Source organism: Actinokineospora xionganensis (assembly GCF_014323725.1).
Classification (GTDB): Bacteria; Actinomycetota; Actinomycetes; order Mycobacteriales; family Pseudonocardiaceae; genus Actinokineospora; species Actinokineospora xionganensis.
In genome coordinates this window covers 158,858-174,186 of the sequence record NZ_JABVED010000013.1, presented here as the reverse complement: position 1 = coordinate 174,186, position 15,329 = coordinate 158,858, and the positions used below count along the sequence as shown (strand labels likewise).

The window sequence follows — 15,329 nt, the reverse complement described above, 5'->3', positions numbered from 1 at the left end:
CTGTCACCATCCGATCGGGCACGGCACAGCCCGATCGGAACGATCTCCGCGAGTCAGACGGCGAACACCGGTCCGGTCGTCACCGCGAACTGGCACGGGTTGCCGTAGCTCGTGGCGAAGTCGACCTTCTTGCCCTTCCAATGCCCGGTGGCCGTGACGTGGACGGGGTCGTACTGCAGCGTGCAGGCCCGGTCCGGGTCGACGTTGAGCTTGTCGAAGTCGCCGTCGACCAGCGACAACTCGCGGCAGGCCGCCGCGGGTTTGCGGTGCTTGCCGCCTGCGGGGCCGCACTGCAGCGTGCCGGTCACGGCAGGCGAATCCGCCCCCGTCACGGTGAGGACGAGGGCGGCGGATTGGGGAAGCACGTGGTGCGCGCTCGCCGCGGGGGCACAGACCACCGCGACGGAGATGCCGAATGCACCGATGAGCATCTTGCGGAACATGAATGAACACTCCTTCTCCGACGGAGCGGTTTCCGCTCGAATGGGTGCGCCGGAAACCGTGTCCGCGCCGCGCTCGACGGCCGGACGAATCTTCAGCTTAGGCCGATCCGAATTTGCTTTTCCAGCCGGGGGGTATCGCGCCGACGGGTCGATCAGTGCTATTCATGGCGCCGCAATCTCCGACACATCGGGTCGGATAGGGTACTTCCTTAGACGTACATCGGGTGAAAGGTCCTATAAGTGGGTGGGATAACACGCGCGTCCAAAGCCTCGCGCGACCGTTTGTCCGACCGCATCGCCATCGGGATGCTGATCAAGGCGTTTCCCCCGGACGAGGTCGACGCCGCCATCGATGCGGCCGGGGTGCGCGAGCAGCGCTCCAGAGCGCTGCCCGCGCGCACCATGGTCTATTTCAGTCTCGCCATGTGGCTCTTCGGCGGCTCCGGGTACGACGCCGTCCTCACCCGGCTCACCACGGGCATGCGGTGGGCCGGGATCACCACGGGCAAGCGCGCGGAGCCGAGCACCGGGTCGATCACCAAGGCGCGCAAGCGATTAGGGTCGGAAGTGATGCGCAGGCTGTTCCTGCGCCGGGCGGTCGCCGACCTCGACACCCCGGCCGTGTGGCGCGGTCTGCGGGTCTGCACGCTCGACGGCGGCACGATCGACGTGCCGGACACGGCGGCCAACCTCGCCGCGTTCGACACCGCCGAGGTGCGGATGGCGGCGCTCGCCGCGCACGGCGACGGCGCGCTGCTCGACGTCGCCGTCGGCGGCTCGGACGCCGACCTCGACGCCCGGCTCATCAGCACGATCGCGCCGGACACGCTTGTCGTCGCGCACCGCGCGGAGGCCGCATACGACGTGTGGCGGTCGGCGGGGGAGCAGGGCGCGCACCTGCTGTGGCGGGTGGGCGAGACGGTCGACCTGCCCCGGTTACGGGTGCTGTCGGACCAGTCGTACCTCTCGCGGCTGCTGCCGGAGCGCGACCCCATGGCGCGCTCCATCGCGGTGCGGGTGATCCAGTCGAGCGACACGGCACTGGTCACCACACTGGTCGACCCGGAGCGGGCGCCCGCGGCGGAGTTGACGGCGCTGCACCGGGAGCGCTGGCGGTTCGCGGCGGTGTTCGACGCGCTGCAGACCGAGTCGGTGGCACTGCGGTCGCAGGACCCGCACGGCGTCGCGCAGGAGCTCTGGGCGATGTTGTGCGTCTACCAGGCGGTCCAGTCGTGGCGGTGGGACGGTAAGGACGCGATGGCTGAAAGAATGTGAGGGTGGACGACCTCCGAGTAGCGATCATCGGTTACGGCCTTGCTGGCCGCGCCTTCCATGCCCCCTTCGTCGAGGCGGCCGACGGACTGAGCGTCGGCGCGGTGGTGACCGGTTCGGCCGAGCGGGCCGCGGAAGTCGGGAGGCGGTATCCGGACGCGACTGTGTTGTCCACTGTGGACGAGCTGTGGCGGCGGTCGGATATCGACGTCGTGGTGGTGGCCTCGCCCAACCGGTTCCACGTCGAGCAGGCGCGCGCCGCGCTGGACGCGGGGATGGCGGTGGTCGTCGACAAGCCGGTGGCCGCGACCGGCGCGGAGATCCGCGACCTGGTGGAGCGTTCCGAGCGGGCGGGCCGGATGCTCACGGTGTACCAGAACCGGCGCTGGGACGGCGACTTCCGCACCGTCCGTCGGTTGGTCGCCGACGGAGACCTCGGCGAGATCGGCCGCTTCGAGTCGCGGTTCGAGCGCGCGTCTCGCAAGGCGCGCACATCGTGGAAGGTCAGCGCCGACCCGGCCGACCTCGCCGACATTCTCTACGACCTGGGTAGCCACCTGGTCGACCAGGCGGTCGTGCTGTTCGGCAAGCCGGTGTCGGTCCATGCCGAGACCCGGTCGCCGAACCCGGCGGCCCCCGTCGCGCAGGACGCCACGGTCCTGCTGACCCACGCGAACGGCGTGCGCTCCTACCTGCGGATGAGCAGCGTGACCATGCCGGTCGCGCCCCGGTTCATCGTGGTGGGTGCGGACGCGGGATACCGCGGCTGGGGACTTGACCCGCAGGAGAAGGCGTCCGTGGAGGGCACGCTGCCCACGGACGCGGGCTTCGGCGAGTACCCGGAGTCGCAGTGGGGCGAAGTCCTTACCGACGACGGCGTGCGGAAGGTGCCCACGGAGAAGGGCGACTACCTGGCGTTCTACCAGGCCGTCTCCGCGTGCGTCCGCGGGGACGGCCCGCCGCCGGTGCCGCCCGCGGAGTCGGTGGTGGTCGTGGACACGCTTGAGGCGGCGCTGCGGTCCGCGGCCACCGGGGTGCCCGTTGAGCTCTGACGGCCTGGTCGACGACGCGACGCTCGCGCGGTCGTCGGTGGTCGCCAACAACGCGATGAACCGCGGGCGTGGCCTGGACTCCTACCGCCGTGAGCTCGGCGTGGACCCGGTCGCGTCGGCGGGCGCGGGAGGGTGGCTGGATCTGTGCTGCGGCAGCGGTCGCGCGCTGATCGAGGCCGCCGGGCTGGTGGGCGACGTGCCGCTGGTCGGGGTCGACCTGGTGGACTGCTTCGCACCCTCGGCCGGGCGGGTGGACCTGCTGGTGGCCTCGCTTTCCGACTGGGAGACCGACGGCCGGTTCGACCTGATCACCTGCGTCCACGGGCTGCATTACGTCGGCGACCGTCTCGGTCTGCTGGCCAGGGCCGCGACCTGGCTCGCCGAAGACGGACTGCTCGTCGCCGATTTCGACGCGGCGGCGGTGCGTGACCCTTCCGGGCAACCGTGGGGGAGGCGGCTCACCGGCGCCCTGCGCGCGGCCGGTTTCGACTACGACAGCAGGCGGCGACGCGTCTCGTTGCGGGGTGGTCGCGACGTGCGACTGCCGTACGCCTACCTCGGCGCCGATGCGGCGGCGGGCCCGAACTACACCGGCCAGGAAGCGGTCCACGCCCACTACGCGTTCGTCGCGACCCCCTGACTTGTGACGAACGCTCGGGAAACTTCCAGTCGTCGCAGCTGTGGATGGATGTCTGCCGGTTACGCTCGTTCTTGCTAGCCGCGCCACCGGACGTTCCCCTGTCGTCCCCACCGCGTCCGTTGGGGCACAAGCGTTCCCGCCGCTGCCGCACACCCTCCGACACCCGGAGCGCCCCGGGTCGGTGAGGGCTGCCCACCGAAAGGACACTCCATGCGCACCACCCCGATCAAGGCCGCGATCGTCGCCGCGGTCGCCATCCTCGGCTCCTTATTCGCCACCGGGCAGGCCTCCGCCGCCGTGGAGGAGCGGGACCGGGTGTTCACCCCGTCGGCGGCGACGCCGATGAGCGTGCTGGTCACCAAGCTCTCCCACAGCGAGGCCGCCGCCCGGTTCCGCGCCGCAGGCATCACCTGGTCCTCCAGCGGCAACTGCAGCAACCGCTACAACTCGACCTGCACGTCCTTCGAGCAGATCAACCTGACCACGGTCCAGGGCGCGGAGACGCTCAAGCGGGCGTCCGGCTGCGCGCTCAACATCACCGGGGGCACCGAGACCGGCCACGCCAGCGGCACCTACAGCCACTGGAACGGCTACAAGCTCGACTACTCGCTCTACACCTGCGTGGGCAACTACATCCGCAACAACTTCAGCTACATCGGCGGCAACAAGTGGCGCTCCGGCTCGGGCAACATCTACTACCTCGAGAGCAACCACTGGGATGTCACGTACTACAACTGCGGCGGCTGCTGACCTGACCCGGTGACCACGGCCGTCACCACGCGGCCGTGGTCAGCGGCAGGCTCTTGATCCCATTCTGGAAGTTCGACCGCAGCCGTACCGGCTCGCCCGCGTGAGTCAACCGGTACGGCAGGTCCAGCACCGCCCGGAACATCGCCCGCATCTGCACCCGCGCGAGATGTGCGCCGAGGCAGAAGTGCGGGCCGTGGCCGAAGCTGAGGTGTTCTGCGCCCTTGCGGGTGATGTCGAACCGGTCGGGGTCGGGGAAGACTCGTTCGTCGCGGTTCGCCGAGGAGAACCACACGACCACCTTCGTGCCCGCGGCGATCGGTGTCCCGGCGAGTTCGGTGTCCACTGTGGCCGTCCGGCGGAAATGCATCACCGGTGTCCACCACCGCAGCATTTCCTCGACGGCGCTCGGCAGAAGCTCGGGTTGGGCTTTGAGTCGGCGATAAGAGTCCACATGGGACAACAAAGCGATCATTCCACCCGGAATGCCGTTGCGGAGCGTCTCATTGCCCGCCACCGAGAATAGCCAGAAGAGATTCTCGAATTCCTCGATCGAGACCCTGCCGCCCTCCTCGTCCACATGCGACATCAGGGTGCTCATGACGTCCTCGCCGGGATGCAAGCGCTTGATCTCGCCGAGCCCGTTGGCGTAGGCGTAGAGGTCGGGCATCCCGTCCCGAGTCCGCGGGTCGGGCATCCGCCCGTCGGCCCCCGGTTTCGGTCGCAGCCGCAGCGCCTGCCGGGCCAGGTCGGTCGACCCCGCGCCCTCGGTGTCGCTGACGGCGTACTCGGGGTCCTGGAAGCCGATCACCCGGTTGCTCCAGTCGAACATCAGCCACCGGTCCTCGGCGGGCACGCCGAAGACCTCCGCCAGGGTCAGCAGCGGCAGGTCGGCGGCGACGTCCTTGGCGAAGTCGAACTCGCCGCGCTGCACCGCCCGGGCGACGAGGTCACGCGCCCAACCGTCGATCCGGTCGGCCAGCCGGGCCAGCGCGCGCGGGGTGAACGCCTTGGTCAGGAGGCCGCGCAGGCGTGAGTGGTCCGGCGGGTCCTGGTTGAGCATCATCCGGCGCACGTAGGCCAGGGCCTCGGGCTCGGGATCGCGGATCTGCGTCGCCCCGAGGCGCGACGAGTAGACCTCCGGCGTGCGCAGGACGTGGCGCACCTCGGCGTGCCGCAGGACCGCCCAGAACCCGGGGCCGTCGGGCTCCTCGACCCACCGGACGGCGCTTTCCCCGCGAAGGCCTGCCAGCAGGGTGTGCGGCACGGCGGTCACGTAGGTGTCCGGGTCGAGAATCGGCGCGGCGTCCATGCCCGCATTCTGTACCGCCGGGCGGCGCGTGCGGCAAGATCGGCACGTGGACAACTTGTACGTCTCGCGGGGCGGCGTCGACGGGCCGACCTTGCTGCTGCTGCACGGCCTGGGCGCGACCGCCGAGGTGTGGAAGGGCGTGACGCCGCTGTGGCCCGGCCGCTGGGTCGCCCCCGACCTGCCCGGCCACGGCCACTCGCCCGCCCTGACCCGATACTCCTTCGGCGGACTCGCCGCCGAGGTCGCGGGCTCGGTCGACGGGCTGGTCGTCGTGCTCGGCCACTCACTCGGCGGTGTCGTCGGGTTGGCTCTGGCGGGCGGCTGGTTCGGGGTGCCGGTGGCCGCGGTGTGCGGTATCGGCATCAAGGTGAGCTGGACCCCTGAGGACCTGGCGAAGTCCGCGCAGCTCGCGGCCAAGCCGTCCCGGCTGTTCGCCTCACCCGAGGAAGCCCTCGACCGCGCGGCCAAGGTGGCCGGGCTGCCGTCGGCGGCGATCGACAGCAGGCTGGTGGTCGAAGCGGAGGACGGGTGGCGGCTGAGCCTCGACCCCGGCGCCTTCGCCGTCGGCCGCCCGGACCTGCCGGGCCTGCTCGGCGCCGCGCGGGCGCGGGTGCGGCTGGCGGCGGGGGAGACCGACCCGATGAGCCCGGCGGACCACCTGCGCACGCTGGTGCCCGACCCGGTGATCCTTCCCGGCGTCGGCCACAGCCCTCACGTGCAGAACCCGGAAGCACTGCGTCCGCTGCTGGAGGAACTCTTCAGCGCGGCCACCTGACATTCCCGGCCCGGCCCGGCCAGGCCTGCCCCGCCTCGACACACCCGCGAGTCCCCAGTTCCCGACAGTGAGTTTCCGTTTGGACTGATAACTCACTGTCGGGAACTGGGGACTCGCGGGTGCGTTTCCCTGGGCTCCCGGCGGACCGGGAGCCCAGGGGGCGTGCGAACTAGTTCACGCCGACCAGGTCGACCACGAAGATCAGGGTCTCGCCCGGCTTGATGGCGCCGCCCGCGCCCCGGTCGCCGTAGCCCAGGTGCGGCGGGATGACCAGCTTGCGCCTGCCGCCGACCTTCATGCCCGCCACGCCGCGGTCCCAGCCCGCGATGACGCGGCCGCCGCCCAGCGGGAAGCTGAACGTGTCGTTGCGGTTCCAGGAGGCGTCGAACTCCTCACCGGTCGAGTGGGCGACGCCGACGTAGTGCACCGTGACGAGCTGGCCGGGCTTGGCCTCCTCGCCATCGCCGACGGTGATGTCCTCCACCACCAGGTCCGCGGGCGGGGCGCCCTCGATCTTGTCGACCTCGGGCTTCTGCAAAGCCATGCTCACTCCTTGCGATTATCGGATCAGTCCCGGCCATCTTGCCTCGACTGTGACCGTCCACGCTCGACGACCCCATCCGGGCGTAACACCTCGGGCCCCGCCGGCGACTTCACCATCGCGGCCCTGTCACCCCCCGACGGCAGGGTCGCGCCCCTCTTTTCGGCCGCCGCCGGTCCTTATCGGACCCGTGCGCGCCGCCTTGCTCCTTGGCGCAGACCGCCTTCGATCTCATCCCGGCTGACGGCTTGACATTCCGGCGTCGGCGTGAATACTTAAGTATGTGCTTAACCAACGCGGCGATCTCGACAAGGTCTTCCACGCCCTGGCCGACCCGAGCAGGCGGACCATGGTCGAGCGGTTGGGCAGGGGACCGGCCTCGGTGAGCGAACTGGCCAAACCGCTGGCGATGTCCCTGCCCGCGGTGGTGCAGCACTTGGCGGTCCTCGAAGCGAGCGGGCTGGTGAAGTCCGAAAAGGTCGGACGGGTCCGCACCTGCCGCATAGAGCCGAAAGTGCTCAACATGGCCGAACAGTGGATCACCCAACGCAAGGCGACCTGGGAGAGCAGGCTCGACCGGCTTGGGGACTTCCTCGCCGAAACCGCGCCTGAAACCGAATCCGAAGAGAAAAGGACAGACACATGAGCGTCACCCACACGACCTTCGTCGTCGAGCGCGTCTACCCGGCCACCCCCGAGCGTGTCTTCAGCGCCTGGGCCGACCCGGAGTTCAAGGCCCGCTGGTTCGCGGGCCCGGAGGACTGGGACAGCAGCCCGCTGAGCCTCGACTTCCGCGTCGGCGGCGAGGAGTCCAGCAGCGGCGGCCCCAAGGGTGGGCCGGTCCACACCATGCGCGGCCGGTACCAGGACATCGTGACCAACGAGCGAATCGTGTCGTCGTACGAGATGTACATGGACGAGCAGCGCATCTCGGTGTCGCTGGCGACGGTCGAGCTCACCCCCAAGGGCGACGGCACCCTGCTCACCTACACCGAACAGGGCGCCTTCCTCGACGGCCTCGACCAGCCCAAGTATCGCGAAGAGGGCATGGCCGACCTCCTCGACGCCCTCGGCGCCGAACTCAGCCGCGAGAACGCCACCGCGTGATCGGGAAGGCTGGGCCGCTTCCGCGGCCCAGCCCGGTCAGCCGGTGTCGTCAGACAAGGGCGGTCAGCCCCGGATGGCGCTGCGACAGGAAGGCGCCCTTGACGATCGCCTCCTTGTACAGCGCGGCGATCCGTCCCGTGAGGACGGACTCGGTCGGGCTGTCGTCGGCCCCGACGAACTGGATCAGCCCGTCGCGGCGGCCGAGGCTCACGCACTGGTTGACGTAGCGGAACTTCAGTGGCCGGGCTTCCTTGCCCGCCATCCGGTCGCCGATCGCCCGCACCGCGTACACCGCGCAGGGAATGGCGGTGGCACAAGCCATCCGCAGCTCCTGACCGGTCGACATGCGGGCGGCCGCGGCGTCGCCGATGCCGTAGACATCCGGGTGCGACACCGAGCGCAGGGTGTCGTCCACGACCATCCGGCCGTGCTCGTCCACCTCGAAACCCGCCTCGCGGGCCAGCGGTGACACCCGGAACCCGGTCGTCCACACGACAGTGTCGGCGCTGAGGTGCTCCCCGTCGGCCAACACCACCCCGTCTGCCCGCACCTCCGCGACCCGCACCTCATCCCGGATATCGATGCGCAGCCGTTCGAACACCCGCCGCACGTGCTTGCGCCCACGCTCCGAGAACGCGCCGCCGAGGACGCCGCCGGTAACGAGCCGGACCTTGAGGTCCGGGCAGGTCTCGGCCAGCTCGGTGGCGGCCTCGATCCCGGTCAACCCGCCGCCGACCACCGCCACCGTGCCGTGCGCGCGCACGGCGGACGCCTGCTCGATCCCGGCCACGGTCACGGCATGCTCGCGGACCCCGGGGACGGTGTCCACGTCGGCCTGGCTGCCCAGGGCGTAGATCAGCGTGTCGTAGGGCAGCTGCTCGGCGCGGTTCGCGAGCCGGACCGTCCTGGCGTCGGCGTCGATCCCGGTCACCCGGTCGACGATGAGGGTGACGCCGGTCTCGTCGAGCAGGTCGGCCAGCCGCCGGTCCCGCAGCTCCTGCCCGGCGGCGAGCTGGTGCATTCGCACCCGCTCGACGAACCGGTCACGGGCGTTGACCAGGGTGACCGCCACGTCGGCGTGCCGGGCCGCCAGCTTGGCGGCGATGAGGCCGGAGTACCCGGCACCGAGGACCACGATGTGCTTCGTCATGTGCATCTCCGTTCGTCACCACATGGACACCGTGGCGCGCCGAGATGTGACAGCGGAGTGTGGGATCCGGGTCACATCAGCCCGGATAGCTTGTAGAGCGCCAAAGACCCGGCGACCGCGACGTTGAGGCTGCCCCCAATGCCGATCATCGGGATCTCCACGCAGGTGTCGAGCAGGTCCAACGCCTCCGGCGGGATGCCGCGCTGTTCATGTCCCAGCACCAGCACGGTCTTGGTCTGGGCCGCGCCGACATCGGCCAACCGCACGGCTTCGTCGGCGAGCTCGACCCCGACGATCCGCACGCCGCGCTCGCGTTGGCGGGCGAGCCAGCCGAGCGGGTCGCCGGTCCAGTGAACACACAGCGGTTTGCGCAGCGTGTTGCCGCGGGCGAGCGCCTCAGGAACCCAGGGAAAGCGCGGCAATGCGAGACACGCGCCGACCGCGTCGCAGGTGCGGGCGAGCGTGCCCAGGTTGGCGCCGTGCAGCGGCCAAAGCGGGGCTGCGTAGAGGTGGTCCCAGCAGGAATGCCTGCGGGAACGGCGGGATCGCCGGATTTCGGACGGGGTGCGGACCCGGATGGCGAGCCCGCTCATCGCCTGGCGGAGGAACGCCTCCCGTGCGGTGTTTTCACCATGTCACGGCGATTCGCGGCTCGCCGGGGGCCATCGTCGACTCCACCGCGATCAGCGGCGATCGGATCTTACCTGCACCGAGCATTCGAAGCACGAGCCGAGAATTAGGCGGTGATCGAGAGCGGCTGGGTCCGCATCCGTTCGGTGAGAGCACTTCTCGCCGTGATCACCTTAACCTGCCGCCCCACTGGCTGAATCCCGAGTGGCAGGACGGCATGCCGCTGTCGGACTGGATCTGGGCCTTCGCCGTCCGGTGCACGGCGTCGATTCCAGTAGGGGAGCCGAGTTGGATGGCCGTCGCCGGGCGCGAACGCGCCGACGGCTGACCTGGCCCGCGTCGTTCACCAGCCGCGTTCGCGCCATTCGCCGAGGCGGGGACGCTGCTCTCCCAGCGTCGAGTCGTCGCCGTGGCCTGGGTAGAACCAGGTGTCATCGGGGAGGACGTCGAGAATGCGGGACGACACGTCGTCAATCAAGGACGTGCAGTCCTCTGGCTTGGTCGTCTTGCCGACCCCGCCGGGGAAGTCAGCGTTGGCGGTGAACATACCCCGGCTGATTCAGCGCTGCCACTTACGGCCAACGGCCGCGAGCAAGAAAGGATCTAGACGCTTATCGTATGGATCGGGGAAAGTCCCGCCCATGCGAATGGCTAATCGTCGAGCGGATATACCGGAATGAATGCCGCTAGTTCGCGAGGGTCGCGATGAGAGTCATACTCACGCAACAGAGTGATGTACTGGGCCTTGTCGAGGTTCCAGTCGTACTGATTGAGCTTCTCGTTGGCCTGTGTTGCAACGAATATGAGATCGGCAAACAGGCGGGTTGTGCGCCCGTTTCCGTCCGTAAACGGGAGAATTCTCACTGTCTCCGCGTGGATTGCGATTCCGAATTCCCGTGGCGTCCAGTCGTTGGTGAAGTCCCAGCGATAGCGGAGGTTGTCCAGGGAGCTGCGTAGTTCGACCGCGATCTGTTCAGGGGTCACGCCGATGTTCAGTTCACGCTTGCGATAGATGCCCCGCCCAACTCCAGATATCTCCGTAAAGTTGACGATGTAGGTCGCGTAGGAAATGGTCAGTCAGTAGTTCGCCGAGAGAACGATTGCCATTGAGCACCTCGGTCAGCAAGGTTTCGGCGACTTCTTGCTGCACTTCTTGCTCAAGGTCGTATATGGCGGTCTTGCTCGCAGGTGAGCCGAGTGCTTCTAGTACGTCTGGGAGCAGTGACTCGGCTTCGTCCGCAGAAAGGGGCGTCTCGCCGTAACCTGGCGGGAATGATGTCACGCTCGCTGACTGCGCTTCGCCAAGAACTGCTTGACGCGCTCTGAGCGGACATATCCAGCGGGAATTGTACGGCGTTCGAGGTGCGCTGAAGCCGCTGTCGAGCGGATGGCGAACCGCTTTACGGCCGCCTTGCTCACCATGCGATCCGTCACGACCAGCATCTCCCATCGAACGGCGAAGACTCGACCTCTCCTCATGTCATGATACCGCCAGCGGACTGGGGCATGCCAGGCTCCCAAGTCCGCTGGAGTCGTCCAAATCGGCCTTGGTGGGGAGCCTCCCTCGACTCGCCAGCCGCGCTCGCGCCACTCGCTCAGCTTGGGGCGTTCCGTGCTCAAGGTGGAGTCATCGCCGTGGCCCGGGTAGAACCACGTGTCGTCCGGTAGCTCGCCGAACACGCGGGACCCCGAGTCGTCCATCAGGCTGGTGAACTCTGTCGGGTCTGTTGTCCGTCCAGGACCGCCGGGGAACAGCAATTCAGCGGTGAACGGGGCAGGCTGGACGACACCGGATCACGGCACTTCGTGAGGCACTCGTGGGCGGGTGACCGGCACGACAGTCAGCAGGTCCTGAAGCCCTTTGAAGTCATCTGGATTGGTGGTGAACAAGGGAAGATCCTCGGCGATCGCAGTAGCGGCGATCATGAGGTCGACCATCCTGCGCCGCGGTTTACGTCCTCCGGCAATCACCGCCGCAGAGACTCGTCCGTAGATCCTGGCTGCTTCGACGTCGAAGGGGACAGGGTCGAATTCGCTCTCGGCACGCTGCAGGACATCGAGCCGACGGGCACGTTCCACGTGCTCGTCATAGGCGCCCTGCTCCTCGTTCCGGCGGACTTCGTGTGGCCCTGCCGAGAGTTCGGCCAGCGTGATCGCGCTGATGGCCATCTCATCCGGCAGTTCGGCAGGGTCGATCCAGCGACGCAAGATCAAGATGTTGGTGTCGAGCAGACCTTGCGCGTGAGAGTCACTGCTCATAAGGGTTTCGCGGCTCCTGGTCGAGCGCGGCTTCTTGATCGGCGCGGAACGCGTCGATGTCGACCTGCGCCGCGTTGCGTGACGTGGCGACGAACTCGGCTCGTGCGACGAAACGTCGACGCCGGCGCAGCGGGATCAATTCACCGATCTCATGGCCGTCACGGGTGACGGTGAACGACCGCCCACTCTCGACGGCGTCCATGATCTCTTTCGACCTGTTGCGGAGGTCTCGTTGTGTGACCTCGGGCTGCGCTGTCATGACCTTTACCCTACCGGGCGGTGGCACGCTGTGCTACGTGGTGCTGCGGTATGGCTGCCACCAGGCGGCCATACCGCAGCACTCGTGCTCAGCAGCCTTGGGTGTGCTGGCCGTACTGCCTACCAGCCGCGCTCTCGCCACTCGTCCAGCTTCGGGCGTTCGTCGCCCAAGGTCGAGTCGTCGCCGTGGCCGGGGTAGAACCACGTGTCATCCGGCAGTTCGCCGAAGACACGGGACTCCAGGTCGTTCATGAGGCTGGTGAAGTCCTTGGGATCTGTTGTCCGTCCAGGACCGCCCGGGAACAGAGAGTCGCCCGTGAACAGGTGCGGGTGGCCGTCCGGGTCACGGTAGAGCAGCGCGATGGAGCCCGGGGTGTGGCCGCGCAGGTGGATCACTTCCAGCTCCACCTGCCCCACCGCCACCGTGTCGCCCTGGGTCACGAACCGGTCCGGGGGGACCGGTAGTGGGCCCGCGTCCAGTTCGTGGGCGATCGTGTTGGCGCCGTTGGCTCCGGCGACCGCGCCCAGCGCCTGCCAGTGGTCACCGTGCTGGTGCGTGGTGACGATGGTCTTCAGGCTGGGTCGGTCCTTGTCGTAGCCGATGACGTCCGACAGGCGTGTCGGGTCGGCTGCGGCGTCGATCAGCAGCGCCTCATGGGTGGCGCGGCAGGTCAGCAGGTACGCGTTGTTATCGAACGGGCCGACGGACACCTTGGTGATCGTCAGCGCGTTCAGGGTGCGGCGGGCAGCGGGGCCACCGGGCTCGACATGGCCGGTGTAGTCGTCGACGAGGTCCACGGTCGCCGACGGTAGTCTGTCTGCCACCGTTGGTTCCACCCGCGAAGGCACCGCGGCAGGTTGGGCAGTACCCTGTTACCTGAGCGTGACCTGAAACCTGACCACTGTCGCCGATCACCTGCGAGCCCGTGAACTCAGAGACAGAGATCCGAACTCGGTCCCCACGCAAGCTGAGCTGGGACGTCATCCGGGTGCTGGCCGTCTTCTCGGTCGTCGTCCAGCACGTCACCCACCAGTCGCCGATCAACCACGCCGAGTTGGGGCCGTACCCGTTCGTGCTGCCCCTGCAGTTCGGCGCCAGCACGCTGCTGGTGATCTCCGCGTTCTTCGTCTGTGTGACCGTCCGACGCGGGGAAACGGGCACGTGGCTGCGCAACCGGCTCGCCCGGCTGCTGCCCGCGTACCTGCTCGCGGTGGTGATCACCTATGGCGTCTCGCGCGCTGTCGCGCCCGCTTTCGGGTGGTATGTGCCCAACGTCACGGACCTGGCCGCGAACCTGCTCATGGTGCAGGCGTGGTCGCCGACCTTCCACTGGATCGACCCCTCCTACTGGACGTTGCCCGTGCAGGTGATGGCCTTCTTCGCCGCCGCGCTGCTGTGGCCGCGCCGCTGGTCGCGGGGCGCCGCATTGGCCTGGCTGCTGTGGTCGCTCGTGGTGGTGCCGCTGGTGATCCGGTTCGTCTGGCGTGACGACGTCGATTCGGCGCAGTGGGTGCGGTCGGTCTTCGACGGTCTGGCGCTGCACCGGGTGGCGCTGTTCGGCGTGGGCATCGCGATCTGGCTGTGGACCCGCGACCGGTTCTCCGGCAAGCACCTCGCCGTCTACGTGGCCGCGGTCCTGGTCGCGCAGGACGCCCACTCCTACTTCGCCGACACCTGGTCGACCGTGGCCTTCGGGGTCATCCTCGCGGGCATCGTCGCGGCCGCGGGCGGCCCCGACTGGGACATCCCGGGCCTGCGGCAGCTGGCCACCCCGATCCGCTGGCTCGGCGGCATCTCGTTCGGCGTCTACCTGGTCCACCAGGAACTCGGCTTCGTGCTCGCGCGATTCCTGCTCGACCTGGGCGTCGGACCGTGGGGCCGCCTGGTCGCCTGTGTGGCGATGGCGGTGCTGCTGGGCTGGGCGATGACCCGGCTCGTCGAGCAACCGTGCCACCGCTGGCTCACCGGCGACGTGTGGCTGCGCGCCCGTGTGGCGGGCAGCGCCGTGGTGGAGGCGATCCGCGACCTGCCGCAGGTGCCCCAGCCTCAGGCGGCCGGTCCGCCCAGGTCCGCGGACCTGGGCCCGTCCGGCCCCGTCCCCCGACCCGCCGCGGACGCACCCACGTCGCTGCCACCGTCCTGGGCGATGGCAGCCTCCCAACTCCGCTAACCCCCACGCGAGTCGCCCCGCCCGGCAACTGAGTCGCCCCGTCCACAAAACGAGTTCGGCGCTCAGACCGAGCGAATCGTGAACTCAGTTGCGGGAAGGGGCGTTTCAGGACCGGGCGACTCACTTGCCGGAGGGGTTAGCCCCAGGGGCCGAGGTCGGGGATGGGGCCGACGAGGTCGGCGGGTTTGCCGCGGCCGGTCAGCCAGGTCAGCGCGGCCGCCGCGGGCCCGCTCACCTCGCTGCCGCCGTCCGGGGCGATGGCGAGTTCCCAGCTGCGCTCACTGCCGTCGGGCAGTGAGACGGTCAGCCGCAGCGGGTGGCCGTCGGTGCGGTTCAGGTGGGGGAGCAGCGCCCGGTCGAGCACCAGGTCCAGGTGGCCGTTCGGGACCGCGTCGAAGCCCACGTCGGCGTCGAGGTCGACCAGGTGGGTCCACACCTCGAACAGGCGCATCTGCGGAATCCGCGCGGCGACGATCGGGTCGCCCGAGGGGTGCTGCACCCGCGCCGCCCAGTCCTCGTGGCCGAGTCGCGTAGCCTCGACCATGAAGCGGTCGCAGGCCGCGATCAGATCCTCGCGCTGGATCTGGCCTAGCCTGCTCGCGCCGTCGGCGATGTCGGCGTCGCGGTCGGCCCGACTCGGGTAGGCCGCGTGCTCGATGCCGGTGCGCGCCCAGGTCAGCAGGTTGACCAGGGCGTCGGCGTTGCGGGCGAGGTGGGTGACCACATGCCCGCGGGTCCAGCCCGGCAACAGGCTGGGCCGGGTGAAGTCGGTCTCCGCGAATCTCTCGACCACACCGGTCAGGACAGCCGTGGCCTCGCGCACGGCGGCCAGCGTGGCCGCGGTGGTCGTGCCGTTCATGGTGTTCGCGGACGTGTTCGACCCAGTCATGAGGACCCCGACATGCTTGGCGTGAACGGAGCGAAAGCTGCTCCCGTGGACCAGCGTAGGCGAGTGAGGTTACCCGTGGGTAC

Annotated in this window: 18 protein-coding genes and 2 pseudogenes; 8 read left to right on the top strand and 12 right to left on the bottom strand. The window is 69.0% G+C overall.

Annotated elements, in window-relative coordinates; all coding sequences use genetic code 11:
- Positions 1–53: 53 nt before the first annotated feature.
- Positions 54–443 (bottom strand): SSI family serine proteinase inhibitor, encoded by a 390-nt coding sequence (locus tag GPZ80_RS22665; RefSeq protein ID WP_187223020.1) that lies wholly within the window; start codon positions 441–443, stop codon positions 54–56.
- Between the two features lie 240 nt (positions 444–683).
- Here GPZ80_RS22665 and GPZ80_RS22660 point away from each other — a divergent pair, with 240 nt between their 5' ends.
- The 4 genes from GPZ80_RS22660 to GPZ80_RS22645 all read left to right on the top strand — a co-directional run bounded on the left by GPZ80_RS22660 (position 684) and on the right by GPZ80_RS22645 (position 4,157).
- Complete coding sequence (locus GPZ80_RS22660) at positions 684–1,718, top strand: transposase domain-containing protein (RefSeq protein ID WP_187223018.1); 1,035 nt, start codon at positions 684–686, stop codon at positions 1,716–1,718.
- A 2-nt stretch (positions 1,719–1,720) separates the two neighbouring features.
- Positions 1,721–2,767: a Gfo/Idh/MocA family oxidoreductase gene (locus GPZ80_RS22655; RefSeq protein WP_222719698.1), complete on the top strand. Its 1,047-nt coding sequence runs from the start codon at positions 1,721–1,723 to the stop codon at positions 2,765–2,767.
- On the top strand, positions 2,757–3,407 hold the full coding sequence (locus tag GPZ80_RS22650) for a class I SAM-dependent methyltransferase (RefSeq protein WP_246477353.1): 651 nt from the start codon (positions 2,757–2,759) through the stop codon (positions 3,405–3,407). The genes GPZ80_RS22655 and GPZ80_RS22650 overlap by 11 nt, the downstream gene beginning before the upstream one ends.
- Positions 3,408–3,617: 210 nt before the next feature.
- Positions 3,618–4,157, top strand: a complete 540-nt coding sequence (locus GPZ80_RS22645) for a hypothetical protein (protein WP_187223015.1) — start codon at positions 3,618–3,620, stop codon at positions 4,155–4,157.
- 22 nt (positions 4,158–4,179) lie between these two features.
- On the opposite strand, the gene GPZ80_RS22640 is transcribed toward GPZ80_RS22645, so the two are convergent.
- Positions 4,180–5,466, bottom strand: a complete 1,287-nt coding sequence (locus GPZ80_RS22640) for a cytochrome P450 (protein WP_187223013.1) — start codon at positions 5,464–5,466, stop codon at positions 4,180–4,182.
- Between the two features lie 46 nt (positions 5,467–5,512).
- Between GPZ80_RS22640 and GPZ80_RS22635 the strand changes: the two genes are divergently transcribed.
- Entirely contained in the window at positions 5,513–6,241 is a 729-nt protein-coding gene (locus tag GPZ80_RS22635; protein WP_312880508.1) for an alpha/beta fold hydrolase, read from the top strand.
- Between the two features lie 169 nt (positions 6,242–6,410).
- On the opposite strand, the gene GPZ80_RS22630 is transcribed toward GPZ80_RS22635, so the two are convergent.
- The gene (locus GPZ80_RS22630) at positions 6,411–6,785 is read right to left on the bottom strand and encodes an FKBP-type peptidyl-prolyl cis-trans isomerase (RefSeq protein ID WP_187223009.1); all 375 of its coding nucleotides are present in this window, start codon (positions 6,783–6,785) and stop codon (positions 6,411–6,413) included.
- Positions 6,786–7,065: 280 nt separating this feature from the next.
- On the opposite strand from GPZ80_RS22630, the gene GPZ80_RS22625 reads away from it, so the two are divergent.
- Both GPZ80_RS22625 and GPZ80_RS22620 read left to right on the top strand, forming a co-directional pair.
- Positions 7,066–7,428, top strand: coding sequence for an ArsR/SmtB family transcription factor (locus GPZ80_RS22625; RefSeq protein WP_187223008.1), 363 nt, complete (start codon positions 7,066–7,068; stop codon positions 7,426–7,428).
- Entirely contained in the window at positions 7,425–7,889 is a 465-nt protein-coding gene (locus GPZ80_RS22620) for an SRPBCC family protein (RefSeq protein WP_187223006.1), read from the top strand. Before GPZ80_RS22625 ends, GPZ80_RS22620 begins: the two co-directional genes overlap by 4 nt.
- A gap of 49 nt (positions 7,890–7,938) precedes the next feature.
- Here the strand turns inward: GPZ80_RS22620 and GPZ80_RS22615 are convergent, their stop codons facing one another.
- The 8 genes and pseudogenes from GPZ80_RS22615 to GPZ80_RS22585 all read right to left on the bottom strand — a co-directional run bounded on the left by GPZ80_RS22615 (position 7,939) and on the right by GPZ80_RS22585 (position 13,011).
- On the bottom strand, positions 7,939–9,039 hold the full coding sequence (locus GPZ80_RS22615) for an NAD(P)/FAD-dependent oxidoreductase (protein WP_187223005.1): 1,101 nt from the start codon (positions 9,037–9,039) through the stop codon (positions 7,939–7,941).
- 71 nt (positions 9,040–9,110) lie between these two features.
- Positions 9,111–9,632 carry a TrmH family RNA methyltransferase gene (locus tag GPZ80_RS22610; protein WP_187223003.1) on the bottom strand — a complete coding sequence of 174 codons (522 nt, stop codon included), beginning with the start codon at positions 9,630–9,632 and terminating at the stop codon, positions 9,111–9,113.
- 380 nt (positions 9,633–10,012) lie between these two features.
- Positions 10,013–10,204, bottom strand: a pseudogene (locus tag GPZ80_RS22605) (MBL fold metallo-hydrolase); the annotation flags it as partial.
- A gap of 116 nt (positions 10,205–10,320) precedes the next feature.
- Positions 10,321–10,683 carry a Fic family protein gene (locus GPZ80_RS32165; protein ID WP_312880512.1) on the bottom strand — a complete coding sequence of 121 codons (363 nt, stop codon included), beginning with the start codon at positions 10,681–10,683 and terminating at the stop codon, positions 10,321–10,323.
- Positions 10,684–11,241: 558 nt separating this feature from the next.
- Positions 11,242–11,448: pseudogene (locus GPZ80_RS32900) on the bottom strand (MBL fold metallo-hydrolase); the annotation flags it as partial.
- A gap of 15 nt (positions 11,449–11,463) precedes the next feature.
- Entirely contained in the window at positions 11,464–11,928 is a 465-nt protein-coding gene (locus GPZ80_RS22595; RefSeq protein ID WP_187223001.1) for a type II toxin-antitoxin system VapC family toxin, read from the bottom strand.
- Positions 11,918–12,187: a type II toxin-antitoxin system Phd/YefM family antitoxin gene (locus GPZ80_RS22590; RefSeq protein ID WP_187223000.1), complete on the bottom strand. Its 270-nt coding sequence runs from the start codon at positions 12,185–12,187 to the stop codon at positions 11,918–11,920. The genes GPZ80_RS22595 and GPZ80_RS22590 overlap by 11 nt, the downstream gene beginning before the upstream one ends.
- Positions 12,188–12,306: 119 nt before the next feature.
- Complete coding sequence (locus GPZ80_RS22585; RefSeq protein ID WP_376771708.1) at positions 12,307–13,011, bottom strand: MBL fold metallo-hydrolase; 705 nt, start codon at positions 13,009–13,011, stop codon at positions 12,307–12,309.
- Positions 13,012–13,112: 101 nt separating this feature from the next.
- On the opposite strand from GPZ80_RS22585, the gene GPZ80_RS22580 reads away from it, so the two are divergent.
- Positions 13,113–14,357 (top strand): acyltransferase family protein, encoded by a 1,245-nt coding sequence (locus GPZ80_RS22580; RefSeq protein WP_312880507.1) that lies wholly within the window; start codon positions 13,113–13,115, stop codon positions 14,355–14,357.
- A 136-nt stretch (positions 14,358–14,493) separates the two neighbouring features.
- Here GPZ80_RS22580 and GPZ80_RS22575 read toward each other — a convergent pair whose 3' ends face one another.
- Complete coding sequence (locus GPZ80_RS22575) at positions 14,494–15,246, bottom strand: maleylpyruvate isomerase family mycothiol-dependent enzyme (protein ID WP_246477351.1); 753 nt, start codon at positions 15,244–15,246, stop codon at positions 14,494–14,496.
- Positions 15,247–15,329: the final 83 nt, after the last annotated feature.

Coding starts and splice junctions, on each gene's coding strand:
- GPZ80_RS22665 (WP_187223020.1), bottom strand. CDS start 443: ATGTTCCGCAAGATGCTCATCGGTGCATTCGGCATCTCCGTCGCGGTG.
- GPZ80_RS22645 (WP_187223015.1), top strand. CDS start 3,618: ATGCGCACCACCCCGATCAAGGCCGCGATCGTCGCCGCGGTCGCCATC.
- GPZ80_RS22640 (WP_187223013.1), bottom strand. CDS start 5,466: ATGGACGCCGCGCCGATTCTCGACCCGGACACCTACGTGACCGCCGTG.
- GPZ80_RS22630 (WP_187223009.1), bottom strand. CDS start 6,785: ATGGCTTTGCAGAAGCCCGAGGTCGACAAGATCGAGGGCGCCCCGCCC.
- GPZ80_RS22620 (WP_187223006.1), top strand. CDS start 7,425: ATGAGCGTCACCCACACGACCTTCGTCGTCGAGCGCGTCTACCCGGCC.
- GPZ80_RS22615 (WP_187223005.1), bottom strand. CDS start 9,039: ATGACGAAGCACATCGTGGTCCTCGGTGCCGGGTACTCCGGCCTCATC.
- GPZ80_RS22610 (WP_187223003.1), bottom strand. CDS start 9,632: ATGAGCGGGCTCGCCATCCGGGTCCGCACCCCGTCCGAAATCCGGCGA.
- GPZ80_RS22595 (WP_187223001.1), bottom strand. CDS start 11,928: ATGAGCAGTGACTCTCACGCGCAAGGTCTGCTCGACACCAACATCTTG.
- GPZ80_RS22590 (WP_187223000.1), bottom strand. CDS start 12,187: ATGACAGCGCAGCCCGAGGTCACACAACGAGACCTCCGCAACAGGTCG.
- GPZ80_RS22575 (WP_246477351.1), bottom strand. CDS start 15,246: ATGACTGGGTCGAACACGTCCGCGAACACCATGAACGGCACGACCACC.